Source organism: Halobacterium litoreum (assembly GCF_021233415.1).
Classification (GTDB): Archaea; Halobacteriota; Halobacteria; order Halobacteriales; family Halobacteriaceae; genus Halobacterium; species Halobacterium litoreum.
In genome coordinates this window covers 841,269-854,906 of record NZ_CP089466.1, presented here as the reverse complement: position 1 = coordinate 854,906, position 13,638 = coordinate 841,269, and the positions used below count along the sequence as shown (strand labels likewise).

Sequence of the window (13,638 nt, the reverse complement as noted above, 5' to 3'; positions counted from 1 at the left end):
CTACGCGTCTTCGAGAATCTCGCGGGTTCGACGGTGGCGCTGTCGGAACATCGGCTCGAAGAACAGTTTCGCCGGGCCGTCCAGCGAACGGCCGAGGGGCGCGCGGTACTCCACGCGGTCACGGAGCAGCGTCTCGTCGCCGTCGCCGTAGAACAGGTGGGTGTGGCGCCACTCGGGGAACGGCCCGTCCTCCATCACGTCCACGAAGTACGCCATCCCGCCGTTCTCCACGCGCTCCTCGATTCGGGACACCCAGCGCTGGCGCGGCCCGACGCCGAACGGCTGGACCGACATGTGGATGCGCGTCCCCTCGGTGAGGACGTGGGTGTCCTCGCGCTCGTCGCCCGGGCGCTCTATCTCGTCGACGCGCAAGTGCATCCAGTCGGGCGTCAGCGCCCGCAGACCGTCGATGGTGGAGTGGAACGCCCACACGTCGGCCAGCGGCGCGCGCAAGCGGAGGTCCCGCTCGAAGGTCTCCATACGCCGCGTTGGCACCGCGGGCGCAAAACTCCGGTGGCACACCCCGGCAAGTGTTGACGTGCGAAGAACGGTTATAGCGTCGAGCGCCTTTCCACGGGACATGCCCTCGGAGCGTGCAACCGACACCACGCCGTTCGCGGCGATGGACGTGCTCGAGCGGGCGAGCGAACGCGACGGGGTCGTCCACATGGAAGTGGGCGAACCCGACTTCCGGCCGCCGGAAGCAGCGACGGAAGCGGCGGTTGCAGCGCTCCGCGCAGGCGACGACGACTACACCTCGTCGCGAGGAACGGCCTCGCTGCGGGACGCCATCAGCGAGCACTACGCCGACACCTACGGCGTCGACGTGCCCGCCGAACGAATCATCGTCACGCCGGGGTCGTCGCCGGCGCTCCTGTTGGCGATGCTGTCGTCGGTCGAACCCGGCGAGGAAGTCGTACTCACGAACCCGCATTACGCCTGCTACCCGAACTTCGTGCGCCTCGCGGACGGCCGCGTGAGCACGGTCGACCTCGACCCCGAGGACGGCTTCGAACCGAGCGTCTCGGCCTACGAGGCGGTCGTGGACGACGACACCGCCGCGATGCTGTTGAACTCCCCGGCGAACCCGACGGGCGCCGTGACGAGCGGCGACACGCTCGCCGGCCTCGTGGACCTCGCCGAGCGCACCGACACCACCGTCGTCTCCGACGAAGTGTACCACGGCCTCGCGTTCGACGCCGAGGAACACTCCGTCCTGGAGTACACGGACGACGCGTTCGTCCTCGACGGCGTCTCGAAGCGCTACGGGATGACCGGCTGGCGCCTCGGCTGGGTGGTGTGTCCGCCGAGCCACGTCGAAGCCGTCAACCGCATCGCGCAGAACGCGCTCATCTGCGCGCCGTCGTTCGTGCAGGCCGGCGCCGAAGCCGCGATTCGCGGCGGCACCGACTGGCTCGACGACGTGCGCGAGGACTACGCGGAACGCCGCGACCTGCTCCTGGAGGCCGCCGAGCGCTGGGGGTTCGACCTCGGGTACACGCCCGAGGGCGCCTACTACCTCCTCCTCGACGTCTCCGAACTGGGGGACGCCTTCGACGTCGCCGACGTGTTCCTCGAAGACGCCGGCGTCGCCATGACGCCCGGCCCCGACTTCGGCGAGGGGGCGACGGACTACCTGCGCGCGTCGTTCGCCACCAGCACCGAAGACGTACGCGAAGCTATCGAGCGCATCGACGCGCTGCTAGCCACCACGACTACTTGAGGCGTTCCTGCAGGAAAGACGGGTGGGCGGCGGTGACGCCGTCGATGCCGAGAATCTCCTCGCTGATCACTTCGCCGAGCGCGTCGCCGTCGTCCGCGCGGACTTCGGCCATCAACATGTGGTCGCCGCTGGACGTGTACAGCGCGCGAACCGCGTCGAGGTCCTTCAGCGCGCGCGTCGCGTCCACGTACTGCTCGGATGCCACGTCGACGCCGACCATCGCGATGCTCTGACTGGAGAGTTTCTTCGGGTCGACGTCCGCCGAGTACCCGACGATGACGCCCTCCTCTTCGAGTTTGTCGATGTACTTGCGGACCGTCGGCTTCGACACGTCGGCGCGCGCCGCGATGTCCGCGTACGACGCCTGCGCGTCCTCCTCGAGCGCAGCGAGGATACGGTCTTCCGTCGATTCTGAACTCACGACAGAGAGTTTGGTGCCTGTGAAAAAATATCTTCCGAACCGGAAAGTAACGGCGAGCGAACGAGAACGCCCGCCGAACGAACGCCACAGCGCCCTCGAATCGCCCGAGAGCGAGTTACTTGTGGCGGTCGATGAAGTCGGCCGAGCGCTCCCAGTCGTAGTCGTCGTCGAAGTACCGCTCCGCGAGCGGTTCGTTCGGCATGTCGCCGCGCTCCTGTTTCTCCTGCTGGTAGGAGTGGCGGTTCTCGTCCTTGTAGTAGCGACCCGTCAGGACGGTGCCGTCGTACAGGGCCTCCTCCGTCTCGGCCATCATGTCGGCGGCCTCGCGGCGGTCCTGGACGTCGAACTCGTAATCCTCGGAGTCCTGGACGTCGACGTACGGCACGTACTGCTTCGCGTCCTTGTTCCAGGTCGGACACTGCGTCAGGAAGTCCACGTGCGAGAAGCCGTCGTGCTCGATGGCCTCCACGAGAATCTCCTGGGCCTGATTCGGGTTCACGGCGGCCGTCCGCGCGATGTACGACGCGCCCGCGGACAGGCTCATCGAGAGCGGCCGAATCGGGTCCTTCGCCGAGCCGTGGGGCTGGGTCTTGGACTTGTGACCCTTCGGCGACGTCGGAGACGTCTGTCCCTTCGTCAGGCCGAAGACCTCGTTGTTGAACACGATGTACGTGATGTCGTGGTTCTCACGAGCGGTGTGCATGAAGTGGTTGCCACCGATGCCGTAGCCGTCGCCGTCGCCGCCCGCCGCCACGACCTCGAGGTCGTGGTTCGCGAGCTTCGACGCGCGAGCCACCGGCAGCGACCGCCCGTGAATCGTGTGGAAGCCGTAACTCTCGAAGTAGCTGTTGAGCTTCCCGGAACAGCCGATACCCGTACAGAGCAAGACCTCCTCGGGGTCCTTGCCGAGTTCGGCCATCGCGCCCTTCAGCGCCTTCAGGACGCCGAAGTCACCGCAGCCCGGACACCACGTCGGCTGTGGCTCCAGTCCGGGCGTGAACTCGTCTCGTTCGACCTCCCGTTCCTCACCGATTGCGCTGAACGCTTTGCTCATTGTCAGTCACCTGCCGCGGATTCGAGGGTCGTTTGCGCGGTCGGCGCCTCGCCGCCGCCGTTCAGTTCGATGTCGACAGCCTCGACGATTTCCGCCGGCTCGAAGGGGTTGCCGTTGTACTTCAGGAGACTGGAGAGGGTGTCGCCGACGCCCGTGACCTCCTTCTGAATGAGACCACGGAACTGCTTCGTCGAGGACATCTCCACGACGATGGCTTCGTCGACGCTCTCCACGAACTCGCGGACCTCCTCGGCCGGGAACGGCGAGAGGTCGCTGACGCCGAGCGCCTTCACGCTCGTGCCGTCCTCGTTCATGCGGGCGACCGCCTCCTCGACGGTGCCCTCCTGACTGCCCCACGCGATGAGGCCGATGTCGGCGTCCTCGTCGCCGTAGACGGTCTGCTGACCGCGCTCGTCGAGGTCAGCGCGGATGGACTCCAGCTTCTGGAGTCGGCGCTCGACTTGCGCCACGCGGTTGTCGGGGTCCTCGGCGATGTGGCCGGTCGGCCAGTGCTCGTTGCCGGACGCGAGGTAGCGACCGCCCTTCTGACCGGGAATCGTGCGCGGACTGACGCCGTCCTCGGTCTCCTGCTGGTAGCGGTGGAACTTCCCCGTGTCGTCGTGGGGCGCGTCCGGAATCTCGTCCTCGGACAGCGTGCTCCCGAGGTCCGGCGCGGGTTCGCGGTCGAAAAAGGACGCGTCCACGTTCCGGTACTCGCCGGAGAGCTTCTGGTCGTACACGACGACCACCGGAATCTGGTAGTCGTACGCGATTTCGAACGCCGCGCGCGTCTGCTCGTAACACTCCTTCGGGTCTTTCGGCCCGAAGGCGACGCGGTGGCTGTCGCCCTGACTCGTGTACAGGACGTGTTCGAGGTCGGCCTGCTCGGGCTTCGTCGGCATCCCCGTGGAGGGACCGGCGCGCTGTGCTTCGAGCAGGACCAGCGGCGTCTCGGTCATCTCGGCGAGACCGAGCGGTTCGGACATCAACGCGAACCCGCCGCCGGAAGACCCGGACATCGACTTCACGCCGGAGTGGCTCGCGCCGACCGCGAGCGCCGCCGCCGCGATTTCGTCCTCGACCTGCTCGGAGATGCCGCCCATGTCCGGCAGGAGCTGGGTCATGATGGTGAACGCGTCAGTCCACGGCGTCATCGGGTAGCCGGAGATGAACCGACAGCCGGCGTCGATGGCGCCGTACGCGATGCCGTGGCTCCCGGAGACGAGGACCTGCTCCTCGTCGTGGTCGCCCTCGGGCACCGTCAGGTCGTGGGAGTGGTCCATCTCGCCGACCTGCTCGTAGGCGTCGTGGAGCACTTCGAGGTTCGCCTCGAGGATGTCGCCGCTCATCGCGTCCGACATCAGGTCCTCGATGTGGTCGAGTTCGAACCCGATGAGGGCCGCTGTGGCGCCGACGCCCGCCGTGTTCCGCATAACCTCGCGACCGTGCTCTTTCGCGAGGCCGCGGAGGTCGAGGGGGTAGACGTTCCAGTCGTTCTCCTCGACGCGCTCCTCGAAGTTCGGCACGTCTTCCTCGTCGATGAGCCCCTCGTCGTAGACGATGACCCCGCCCTCGCGGAGGTCGTCGAGGTTCTCCGACAGCGGCTTGATCTCCTCGTCGCCGTACACGGCGTTCTCGCTCGGGTTCCGCGCGAACGAGTCGCCGAGCGCGAGCAGGAAGTTGTAGCCGTCGCCGCGGGACGTTACGTTACCCTCCTTCGCTCGAATCTCGACGTACGTGTGGCCGCCGCGGATTCGAGACGGGTAGTGCCGATGCGTGAAGACGTCGAGCCCCGAACGCATCAACGCCTTCGCGAAGTTCTGGCTCGTGGAGTCGATTCCGTCGCCGGAACCGCCCGCAATTCGCCAGATGAGTTCGTCATCAGTCATAATGTAACCTCTGGCCCGCGATACGGACCGTTATCGGGAGTAGGAGTGGTCCACACTAAATCGTTTGCCATCCATTAGCATTGAACGATGATTAAGGACTGCCCCACACGACCGCTGACGCACCAGCCCTCCGGCGCGAAGCAACCTATACACGGAACAGAGGCAAATTGTATCATTTAATCTCATTCTGAAATTTTATATACTGATTAGAGTATTCAACTCTGTGTAGTGTGAACGCAGACTGGCTGCTCGCGCTGCTCGTGCTCTCGGCAGCCGCGACGACACCCGGCATCGCGACGACGAACGACCCGCCGCTCGCCGACGCCGGCCTCGACCAGACCACCACGCGAGGCACGACAGTCTACCTCGACGGCGGCGGCTCCCGCGACCCCGACGGCACCGTCACCGACTACGACTGGACGGTGACCGCGCCGAACGGCACGACCACGGAACCGAACTGCGGCGACTGCCAGCGCACGCGCTTCCGCGCGACGAGCGTCGGCACCTACGAGGTCACGCTAACCGTGACAGGAGCCGACGGCGCCACAGCGACCGACACCCTCTACGTCACCGCCGAACCCGGCGCGCCACCCGACGCGGCGGTCGCCGGCCCGACGCGCCTCGAAACCGGCGCCACGGGAACGTTCACCGCGGACCTCGCCGCCGGCGCCGCGCCGCTCGACCGCGCAGTCTGGTACGTCGACGGCGAACGCCGCGCCACCACAGCGCTCGACGGTCGCGCGGCAACACCGGACCTGGACGTCCGGTTCCCGACTACAGGAACCCACGACGTCCGCGTCGTCGCCGTCGACGCCGACGACCAGCGAACGACCGCCACCAGAACCGTCACCGTCACCGACCCGAGCGACAGCACGGTCGACTCGCCGACCAGCGACCCGGCGGCCGACGACGCACACACCATCGACGGCCCCCGAGTCGTCACGGGTGACGGCGCCCTCGACGCGACCTACCGCCTCGACGACGGCACCGGCGCCGACTGGTACCTCGACGACCGACGCGTCGACACCGGCGACACCGCGACGCTCACGCTCACCCCCGGCACCCACGAACTCTACGCCGTTCCCCACGACGGCTCAGGTGCCGCCGTCTTCCCGGACGGCAGCCGAACCGTCGTCGCCGACCCCGAACCGAACGTCCACCTCGGACGCACCACCAACGAGAGCGTTGTCACCGTCGACGCGTACGCCACCGACGGCCTCGGCAACCTCCGCTCCCTCTCAGTGCTCGTCGACGGCGAACCCAAACGAACGGTCACGACGGGCGGCATCGAGCGAGCAAGCGGCGACGGCCACCAACTCACGCTCCTCGAACGGCTCGCCGGCCTCGAACCCGGACGCCACGCGCTCACCGTTCGCGCCCGCGACGCCCGCGGCCAAGTCGACGCCGAAACGCGGCGAATCCACGTCCCCGGACCGCCGGAAGTCGTCTCTGCCGGGTTTGTCGAAGACGGACCACTCGACGTCTACCACCCGCGACTGAACACCGAACGGTACACCGCGACGTACCAGATGAAAGTCGACTTGAACGGTGTCAATCCAGAGTACATTGAACCCGGCTATGCCACCCAAAGAGATGGTATCGTTGAGAACGGTGATTGGAGACGTTCTCAGTCTCAATCAGGGCATCTGACGTTTCAGCGAGATTTTATGCGGCATAACCCCGGAGAGATAGGAATCAAATCTGTCGTCGAGTGGCAGCGTGGTTCGTCTACTGCCGAAGACACTTACAACGAAGACGCGGTATTGGTGACCACTGCTAAACCGATTATCCGACTGGAACTGGTCGAGTCGGAGAACCGTAGGCAGGGATTCCGGGGTGCATGGTTCGATGCGTCCGATTCTTTCGACCCGGATGGGTCCGAGCTCAGCTATACTTGGATCCATACCGACGATGGGCGCGATGTACCCGGTCCAATCGGAAAACTCGATGTCTACGACCGTGTCAAGTTGAACGTCACTGACGAACAAGGCGAGACGACCACCACGTACAAGATTCTCCACTGGTTCGTCCCGGACCTGGCTGAACCGGTCGTCGACAAACCGGGCCCCTACTTCCCGAACGAGTCGGTCACGTACACGGTTAAGACGAACACGTACGAGCTCGCGAAACAGCGCTACCAAAACGATACGGGGGGAGATCACATCGACTTCGGCCTCAGGACGGACGTTGGCAACGTCACGGGCCACAATCGAGTCGAAAACGAGCCGGGCGGTGGCGAAGGCGACAACCCCGACGACGACAGTGCGGGGGCGTCGTACATCTACCACGAGTGGGACGTCTCGGTTCCGGCACACGAACTGCTCGACGGCCAGCCGAACGTCACAATTTACGCTACCGACAGCCCACAGGCGACGAGGACAGTCTCGCTCCCGAAGCCAGCGCTGTACGAGCCACTGAACACGTACAGCAACGTCACCGACATGGACGTCCAGTATCTCGAAGAGCGCGACGACCACACGGTGCGGAAAACGTCGAACCCCACGCGGAAAGACGCGCTCGAAGCGCAGGGATACGACGTGTACCGCACCAGTCGCTCGGGGACGGCGTACCACTTGGAGAAGCGCACGAAGACGCAGTCCGCCGCGTACGACACGCGACAGCGAGAGTTCGCGAACGAGATGGGGCGGAAGCTGTTCCTCGGTGCGAACCCGACGTGGTCGTCCGCGGGGTCAGAGATGCGCGTCCGCGAGTGGACGGAGACGGACACCGTCTGGCGGAACTCGAGAACGGGCGGCGGAGAATTCACCGGAGATACTCGGCGAACGGTGGTAGATCCGGCGGAGTACCGGACCGAGTGGCAGTTCCGGTACGAGGAGCGGGTCGCGTACGAGACGACCGAGCACTACCAGTACACCGTCGAATGGACCGAGACAGAGACGGTGACGCGAGAAAATTGCCTCCCAGGTCTCGGGTGTCGCGAATACAAGGACACGATCACGGTGACTCACTCGAAGACCTACGAGGGAGAACGGCAGGTAACGAAGTACCGCGACGAGACGAGGACGTACTGGAGCCAGCGCCCCAAGAATCCCGCCCACGACAAGACCGGCGCGCGGCGAAGCGTGAAAGTCGAGAACGCCGATTACGAGCGCCAGTACGAGTACTCTGTCACGACGCACCACGAGCGAACGGAACGGACGTACCTCGCGTCGAAGACCGTGCAGACACAGTCAGCGGAGTACGAGTGGTTGCCGTACGAAACAGTGGAAAGCGACCGAGCGAAGTTAATCTACACGTCGAACGCCGACGTGCGCGTCGGCGAGACGGAGCCGACGAAGCAGTGGATGATGCGTCTCGACGCTGGAACCTCGCTCGAGCAAGTTTCGGACCCGGCGAACCCGTCGAACGTGGTCCGAACGTCAGTAACTGCGACAGTCGAACTCCGGACCCGACTCCGCTCACCGAGCAGTGGCCAGAAGGGACAAGTACAGACACAGACGCGAGAAATCACAGTCGAAGAGAGCGCGGACGTCTTTCTTACAACCGAAGAATCTAAAAACTTCATCTCTAATCACGTGAACGAATCAGATGTTGGGTACGAGTAAGACTGCTGCTCTCGTCTTGGCAGGACTGGTCCTCTTTTCGGCAGTCGCGCCGGCTAGCGGCACGAATCTTCGGTCTGAGCAGAACTGTCAAGGAGAGGTCTGGACGGGCGTCGAAACACTCGGCGAAATAGAAGTACAATACACAATCACGTTCGACCAGTCTGAACGGTTGGTCTGCGTCTCGGCGGAGAACGTAGGTGAAAAGAAAACGAAGGCTGGATACGGGATTCAGGTCGACGACAGAACAGTTCGAAATCTGCCGAGTGAGCGAATAGCACCTGGTGAGACATTCTCTGCACAGAGCAATATCACCGGCTGGATCGACGTAACCGCCGAGAACCACACCGTGCGAGCAGGTACCTACGCCGGTACTGCAGTGTTCAATTTCACCGAACGATTCGACGAGTCCGAAGAGGGCGGGTTCCCATCGCCGTACATCACCGACGTGGAAGTACTTCGAAATCAGAGTAGTGGCGAAACGACTCTCGAAGTGACGGCGACGAATCCGGCCAACCGGTCGTATTACCCTTCATTATTAGTGAAAACGTTCGAAACGCCAACTTCACGAGACCTACCAAACCGTCCAGACAACCACACGCTCGTCTACCACGTCCCATTGGAGGAATCGCCGGGCGAGACAGTCGTCGGGGAACTCAAGTTGTACGAGCACTGGAAGCGCTCGGACGGGAAATTCGACCGGGAGGAGTTCGTCGCGAATCCGAACGGCACCGACCGCTCGTGGGAGCGCGCCTTCGAGGAGGTCCCGAACCTCTCGGACATGAACGAGGAGGTCTACTACGAGAACGAGTCAGCCAAAAAGTACCGCGACCAGGGGCCGGACGTGAAACCGATCTCCGAGCGCGCTTCGCGGATTGGCGCGGTCGCGACCGTGGTGTTGGTCGTCGGTGGGCTCGGGCTGTGGCGGCGCCGAAAGCGTCGCTGACCTAACGGTCGATTCCGCCCTGCTCCGAGATTTCGAGGATGTTCCGCATGTTGAGGTAGACGTGCTGGGCGTCGACGTCCTCGTCGTCGGCGTAGATGTCGCTGACGCGGTGGACGATGGCGGCGACGCGTTCGGCTTCTTCGGAGTCCTCGTTCCGGAGTTCGTTCGCTACCTCGCGGAGGGCGTCGCGTTTCTCGTGATCGTCGAATTCAGTCATCGGCGACGCTCCGTCGGTTGACGAGGCCGAGCATGTCGGCGGTTTCGGCGGTGAGGTCGCGGAACGCGCCGCCGGTGTCGTTGTCGTCGTCGAGGACGACCGGTTCGCCGTCGTCGCTCCCGGAGCGGACGCTCGGGTCGAGGGGGATGGAGCCGAGGAACGGGAGGTCGTTGTCGTCGGCGAACTCGCGGCCGCCGCCGCTCCCGAAGATGTCGTGTTCGTCGCCGCAGTCGGGGCAGACGAAGGTGCTCATGTTCTCGGCGATGCCGAGGACGGTGGTGTCGTGGCGGCCGAACATGCGGAGGCCTTTGCGGGCGTCGTCGACGGCGACGTCCTGCGGGGTGGTGACGACGACGGCGCCGGTGAGCGGGACGGTCTGGAGTAGCGTGAGTTGGGTGTCGCCGGTTCCCGGCGGGAGGTCGACGACGAGGTAGTCGAGGTAGCCCCACTCGACATCCTCGATGAGTTGCGTGATGACTTTGTGGATCATCGGGCCGCGCCAGATGACGGGGTCGTCTTCGCCGACCATGAACGCCATGCTCATGAGTTTCATGCCGAACTTCTCGGGCGGGACGATGGTCTCGCTCTCGGTGGCCTGCGGGTGGTCGTCGGCGTCGACCATCCGTGGGACGTTGGGCCCGTAGATGTCGGCGTCGAAGAGGCCGACGCGCGCACCGCGGTCGGCGAGGCCCGCAGCGAGGTTGACGGCGACGGTGGACTTGCCGACGCCGCCCTTGCCGGAGGCGACGGCGACGACGTTCTTGACGCCGGGGAGGACGTCGTCGCCGGTGCGGTCGGGGATGGCGGCCGTGAGGTCGGTTTCGAGGCCTTCGGCGTGGAGCACTTCGCGGACGCGGCCGGCGATATCTGTCTCGGTCGGCGAGTAGGGCGCGCCGAGTGCAAGCGAGATGGTGACGGTGTCGCCGTCGACGTCGAGGTCGTTGACGAGGCCCAGCGAGACGATGTCGTCGCCGAGCGCGGGGTCCTCGACGGCTTCGAGGAGGTCGAGGACGTCGGCTTCGTTCATGGCTCCGAGTAGGACGCGGTGCGCCGATAAGGATTGTGACGAACGATCCCGAGTAGCGGACGCGAGCGACGGCACGTAACCACGAACGGTTACGCTTCGGGCGGTTTCACCCGCGGATTTAAACGTCTGTACGTGGGATACAGTAGCATGCTCTCGGACTCGTTCGGGCGCGAGGTGTCCGGGGTCCGCGTCTCCCTCACCGACCGCTGTAACTTCGATTGCGTCTACTGTCACAACGAGGGGTTGGGAGACACGCGTGGCCCGATGGACCCCCGGGACCACGAGATGACGGCGGACGACGTGGTCCGGTTCCTGGAGGTCGCCAGCGAGTTCGGCGTGGACAGCGTGAAACTCACGGGCGGCGAACCGATGCTGCGGGACGACCTAGAAGAAATCGTGCGTCGGGCGCCCGACTCGATGGCGGTGTCGATGACGACGAACGGGACGTTCCTCTCGGGACGTGCGGAGGGACTGGTGGACGCAGGACTGGAACGGGTGAACGTCTCGCAGGACGCCCTCGACCCGGCGGACTTCAAGGCGCTGACGCAGAGTTCGACCTACGAGCGCGTACTCGAGGGCGTTCGCGCAGCGGTGGACGCGGGCCTCGACCCGGTGAAACTGAACATGGTCGTGTTCGAGAAGACGGCGGGATACGTCCCGGAGATGGTCGACCACGTCGCCGAGAACGACGGTCTACAGCTCCAACTCATCGAGTTCATGCCGGAACTCGTCGGGAAGCCGGAGTGGGCGGTGGACATCGGCGACGTCCACGACTGGCTGGCGGAGCGCGCCGAGCGCGTGGAGACCCGGGAGATGCACGACCGGAAGCGCTACTGGGTGGGCGGCGAGGACGCCGATTCGGGCGGCGGGATGGTCGAAATCGTCGACCCGGTGGGCAACGAGGAGTTCTGCGCGAACTGCCATCGCGTGCGCGTCACGCACGAAGGATACCTGAAGGGGTGTCTGAACCGGAACGACGACCTGCGGTCGATGGGCGACATGACGAGACCAGAGATTCGCGAGGCGTTCCGCGAGACCGTCGACGAGCGCGTCCCGTACTACGGCGAGTACATGGTCGAGGACGGCGACGGCGGCTGGGAGATAAACGACGAGTACGTGGACGTACTCGACGCGTAGTCGGCTACTGGCTCGGTCTGGGGAGTGCCGAGACGCCACCTTGCTTTCGTGATGTTTAAGTACGGGCCACGAGTTCTCACGAGTGCAGTCACTGTAGGGGCACGGGTCCCGAGTCCGAGAGGGCGAAGATACACCAAGAAAGCCGTGTCGTGGTAGCCTAGCCTGGTCAAGGCGCAGGGTTGCTAACTCTGTGGCGTAAGCCTCCGGGGTTCAAATCCCCGCCACGACGCCTTTCCGCAACACACCAATCATGAGTTCGGAAGAACAACAGGACGCGGACGAGGACATTCGATACTTCGTCCGCATCGGTCAGACAGACCTCGACGGGACGAAGACCGTCGAGCGCGCCCTCGCGGAACTCGACGGCGTCGGCCGTCGAGTCGCGCGGGTCATCGCCGAGGAAGCGGGCGTCGACCGCTCCGCTACCTTCGGCCGCCTCGACGAGGACGCCATCGAGAGCGTCACCGAAGCCGTCGACGGGTTCACGGAACACGCCCCGGACTGGCTGGCGAACCGCCGGAACGACTTCTACACCGGCGACACCCAGCACATCACGGGCAACGACGTGGAACTCACGCGCGACCAAGACATCAACCGCATGCGGATGATCCGCTCGTACAAGGGCATCCGCCACGAGCGCGGACAGAAGGTCCGCGGTCAGCGCACGAAGTCCACCGGTCGTACCGAGGGTACCATCGGCGTGAACGTCGAGGCTATCAAGGAAGAACAGGCAGAAGAAGAGGGAGGTGAGGAGTAATGGGTCTCCCTGGCGAGAACACCAAGTTCTACGAGACGCCGAACCACCCGTATCAGGGCGAGCGTATCGCGGAGGAGTCCGACCTCCTCTCGCGCTACGGCCTGAAGAACAAAGAAGAGCTGTGGCGAGCGCAGTCCGAACTGCGCGACTACCGCCGCGAAGCACGGAGCCTGCTCGGGCAGACGGGCGAGGTCTCCGGCGACGAGTTCGTCACGCGTCTGCAGCGCATCGGCATCCTCTCCGCTGAGGAAGGCCTCGACGACGTCCTGTCCCTCGACGTGACGGACGTCCTCGAACGACGCCTCCAGACCATCGTCTACCGCGACGGCCTCGCGAACACGGTCTCGCAGGCCCGTCAGTTCCTCAACCACGGCCACATCACGGTCGACGGTCGCCGCGTCACGGCGCCGTCCTACAAGGTCGAGGTCAGCGAGGAGGACGCCATCGCGTTCGACGAGACGAGCGAACTCACCGACGAACTGCACCCGGCTCGCGCCGGTGCACAGGAGTGACCAACAATGGCTGACGAAACCAAATGGGGCATCGCGCACATCCACGCCTCGTTCAACAACACCATCATGACCGTCACGGACGAGACGGGCGCCGAGACGCTCGCGAAGTCCAGTGGTGGCTCCGTGGTGAAGCAGAACCGTGACGAGGCGTCCCCGTACGCCGCGATGCAGATGGCCGAACAGCTCGCAGAGAACGTCCTCGAACAGGGCATCGAGAAGGTTCACGTTCGCGTCCGCGGCCCCGGTGGCAACCTGCAGCGGAGCCCCGGGCCGGGCGCGCAGGCCGCGATTCGAGCGATGGCTCGCGCCGGACTCGAAATCGGCCGCATCGAGGACGTGACCCCGATTCCCCACGACGGGACGCGACCACCGAAGAACAGCGGGTACTAAGC

The 13,638-nt window shown here is 64.9% G+C and carries 13 protein-coding genes and 1 tRNA gene; 8 read left to right on the top strand and 6 right to left on the bottom strand.

Features of this window, described 5'->3' with window-relative positions; translation table 11 throughout:
- Window positions 1-480 (bottom strand): SRPBCC family protein, encoded by a 480-nt coding sequence (locus tag LT972_RS04755; RefSeq protein ID WP_232572053.1) that lies wholly within the window; start codon window positions 478-480, stop codon window positions 1-3.
- 100 nt (window positions 481-580) lie between these two features.
- Here LT972_RS04755 and LT972_RS04750 point away from each other — a divergent pair, with 100 nt between their 5' ends.
- Entirely contained in the window at window positions 581-1,723 is a 1,143-nt protein-coding gene (locus LT972_RS04750) for a pyridoxal phosphate-dependent aminotransferase (protein ID WP_232572052.1), read from the top strand.
- Here the strand turns inward: LT972_RS04750 and lrpA1 are convergent.
- The 3 genes from lrpA1 to LT972_RS04735 all read right to left on the bottom strand — a co-directional run bounded on the left by lrpA1 (window position 1,716) and on the right by LT972_RS04735 (window position 5,087).
- The gene (gene lrpA1 / locus LT972_RS04745) at window positions 1,716-2,144 is read right to left on the bottom strand and encodes an HTH-type transcriptional regulator LrpA1 (protein WP_232572051.1); all 429 of its coding nucleotides are present in this window, start codon (window positions 2,142-2,144) and stop codon (window positions 1,716-1,718) included. The two genes, LT972_RS04750 and lrpA1, sit on opposite strands and share 8 nt — an antisense overlap.
- 115 nt (window positions 2,145-2,259) lie before the next feature.
- Entirely contained in the window at window positions 2,260-3,198 is a 939-nt protein-coding gene (locus tag LT972_RS04740) for a thiamine pyrophosphate-dependent enzyme (RefSeq protein ID WP_232572050.1), read from the bottom strand.
- A 2-nt stretch (window positions 3,199-3,200) separates the two neighbouring features.
- Entirely contained in the window at window positions 3,201-5,087 is a 1,887-nt protein-coding gene (locus LT972_RS04735; protein WP_232572049.1) for a 2-oxoacid:acceptor oxidoreductase subunit alpha, read from the bottom strand.
- Between the two features lie 230 nt (window positions 5,088-5,317).
- Between LT972_RS04735 and LT972_RS04730 the strand changes: the two genes are divergently transcribed.
- Together LT972_RS04730 and LT972_RS04725 are read left to right on the top strand one after the other, a co-directional pair.
- Window positions 5,318-8,653: a PKD domain-containing protein gene (locus LT972_RS04730; protein ID WP_232572048.1), complete on the top strand. Its 3,336-nt coding sequence runs from the start codon at window positions 5,318-5,320 to the stop codon at window positions 8,651-8,653.
- Complete coding sequence (locus LT972_RS04725) at window positions 8,640-9,596, top strand: hypothetical protein (RefSeq protein WP_232572047.1); 957 nt, start codon at window positions 8,640-8,642, stop codon at window positions 9,594-9,596. The genes LT972_RS04730 and LT972_RS04725 overlap by 14 nt, the downstream gene beginning before the upstream one ends.
- A gap of 1 nt (window position 9,597) precedes the next feature.
- Here the strand turns inward: LT972_RS04725 and LT972_RS04720 are convergent, their stop codons facing one another.
- Window positions 9,598-9,813, bottom strand: coding sequence for a hypothetical protein (locus LT972_RS04720; protein WP_232572046.1), 216 nt, complete (start codon window positions 9,811-9,813; stop codon window positions 9,598-9,600).
- The gene (locus tag LT972_RS04715) at window positions 9,806-10,840 is read right to left on the bottom strand and encodes an Mrp/NBP35 family ATP-binding protein (protein WP_232572045.1); all 1,035 of its coding nucleotides are present in this window, start codon (window positions 10,838-10,840) and stop codon (window positions 9,806-9,808) included. The genes LT972_RS04720 and LT972_RS04715 overlap by 8 nt, the downstream gene beginning before the upstream one ends.
- A 147-nt stretch (window positions 10,841-10,987) precedes the next feature.
- Here LT972_RS04715 and moaA point away from each other — a divergent pair, with 147 nt between their 5' ends.
- The 5 genes from moaA to LT972_RS04690 all read left to right on the top strand — a co-directional run bounded on the left by moaA (window position 10,988) and on the right by LT972_RS04690 (window position 13,636).
- Window positions 10,988-11,977, top strand: coding sequence for a GTP 3',8-cyclase MoaA (gene moaA, locus LT972_RS04710; protein ID WP_232572044.1), 990 nt, complete (start codon window positions 10,988-10,990; stop codon window positions 11,975-11,977).
- Window positions 11,978-12,123: 146 nt separating this feature from the next.
- Window positions 12,124-12,206: transfer RNA gene (locus tag LT972_RS04705), tRNA-Ser, on the top strand.
- Between the two features lie 21 nt (window positions 12,207-12,227).
- Window positions 12,228-12,734, top strand: a complete 507-nt coding sequence (locus tag LT972_RS04700) for a 30S ribosomal protein S13 (protein ID WP_232572043.1) — start codon at window positions 12,228-12,230, stop codon at window positions 12,732-12,734.
- Window positions 12,734-13,246 carry a 30S ribosomal protein S4 gene (locus LT972_RS04695; RefSeq protein WP_232572042.1) on the top strand — a complete coding sequence of 171 codons (513 nt, stop codon included), beginning with the start codon at window positions 12,734-12,736 and terminating at the stop codon, window positions 13,244-13,246. Before LT972_RS04700 ends, LT972_RS04695 begins: the two co-directional genes overlap by 1 nt.
- Window positions 13,247-13,252: 6 nt before the next feature.
- Window positions 13,253-13,636 (top strand): 30S ribosomal protein S11, encoded by a 384-nt coding sequence (locus LT972_RS04690; protein ID WP_232572041.1) that lies wholly within the window; start codon window positions 13,253-13,255, stop codon window positions 13,634-13,636.
- Window positions 13,637-13,638 lie beyond the last annotated feature (2 nt).

What these genes read in the sequence shown, in the direction of transcription:
- LT972_RS04755 (WP_232572053.1), bottom strand. Translation starts at nt 480, where the DNA reads ATGGAGACCTTCGAGCGGGACCTCCGCTTGCGCGCGCCGCTGGCCGAC.
- LT972_RS04750 (WP_232572052.1), top strand. Translation starts at nt 581, where the DNA reads ATGCCCTCGGAGCGTGCAACCGACACCACGCCGTTCGCGGCGATGGAC.
- LT972_RS04740 (WP_232572050.1), bottom strand. Translation starts at nt 3,198, where the DNA reads ATGAGCAAAGCGTTCAGCGCAATCGGTGAGGAACGGGAGGTCGAACGA.
- LT972_RS04735 (WP_232572049.1), bottom strand. Translation starts at nt 5,087, where the DNA reads ATGACTGATGACGAACTCATCTGGCGAATTGCGGGCGGTTCCGGCGAC.
- LT972_RS04720 (WP_232572046.1), bottom strand. Translation starts at nt 9,813, where the DNA reads ATGACTGAATTCGACGATCACGAGAAACGCGACGCCCTCCGCGAGGTA.
- LT972_RS04715 (WP_232572045.1), bottom strand. Translation starts at nt 10,840, where the DNA reads ATGAACGAAGCCGACGTCCTCGACCTCCTCGAAGCCGTCGAGGACCCC.
- moaA (WP_232572044.1), top strand. Translation starts at nt 10,988, where the DNA reads ATGCTCTCGGACTCGTTCGGGCGCGAGGTGTCCGGGGTCCGCGTCTCC.
- LT972_RS04700 (WP_232572043.1), top strand. Translation starts at nt 12,228, where the DNA reads ATGAGTTCGGAAGAACAACAGGACGCGGACGAGGACATTCGATACTTC.
- LT972_RS04695 (WP_232572042.1), top strand. Translation starts at nt 12,734, where the DNA reads ATGGGTCTCCCTGGCGAGAACACCAAGTTCTACGAGACGCCGAACCAC.
- LT972_RS04690 (WP_232572041.1), top strand. Translation starts at nt 13,253, where the DNA reads ATGGCTGACGAAACCAAATGGGGCATCGCGCACATCCACGCCTCGTTC.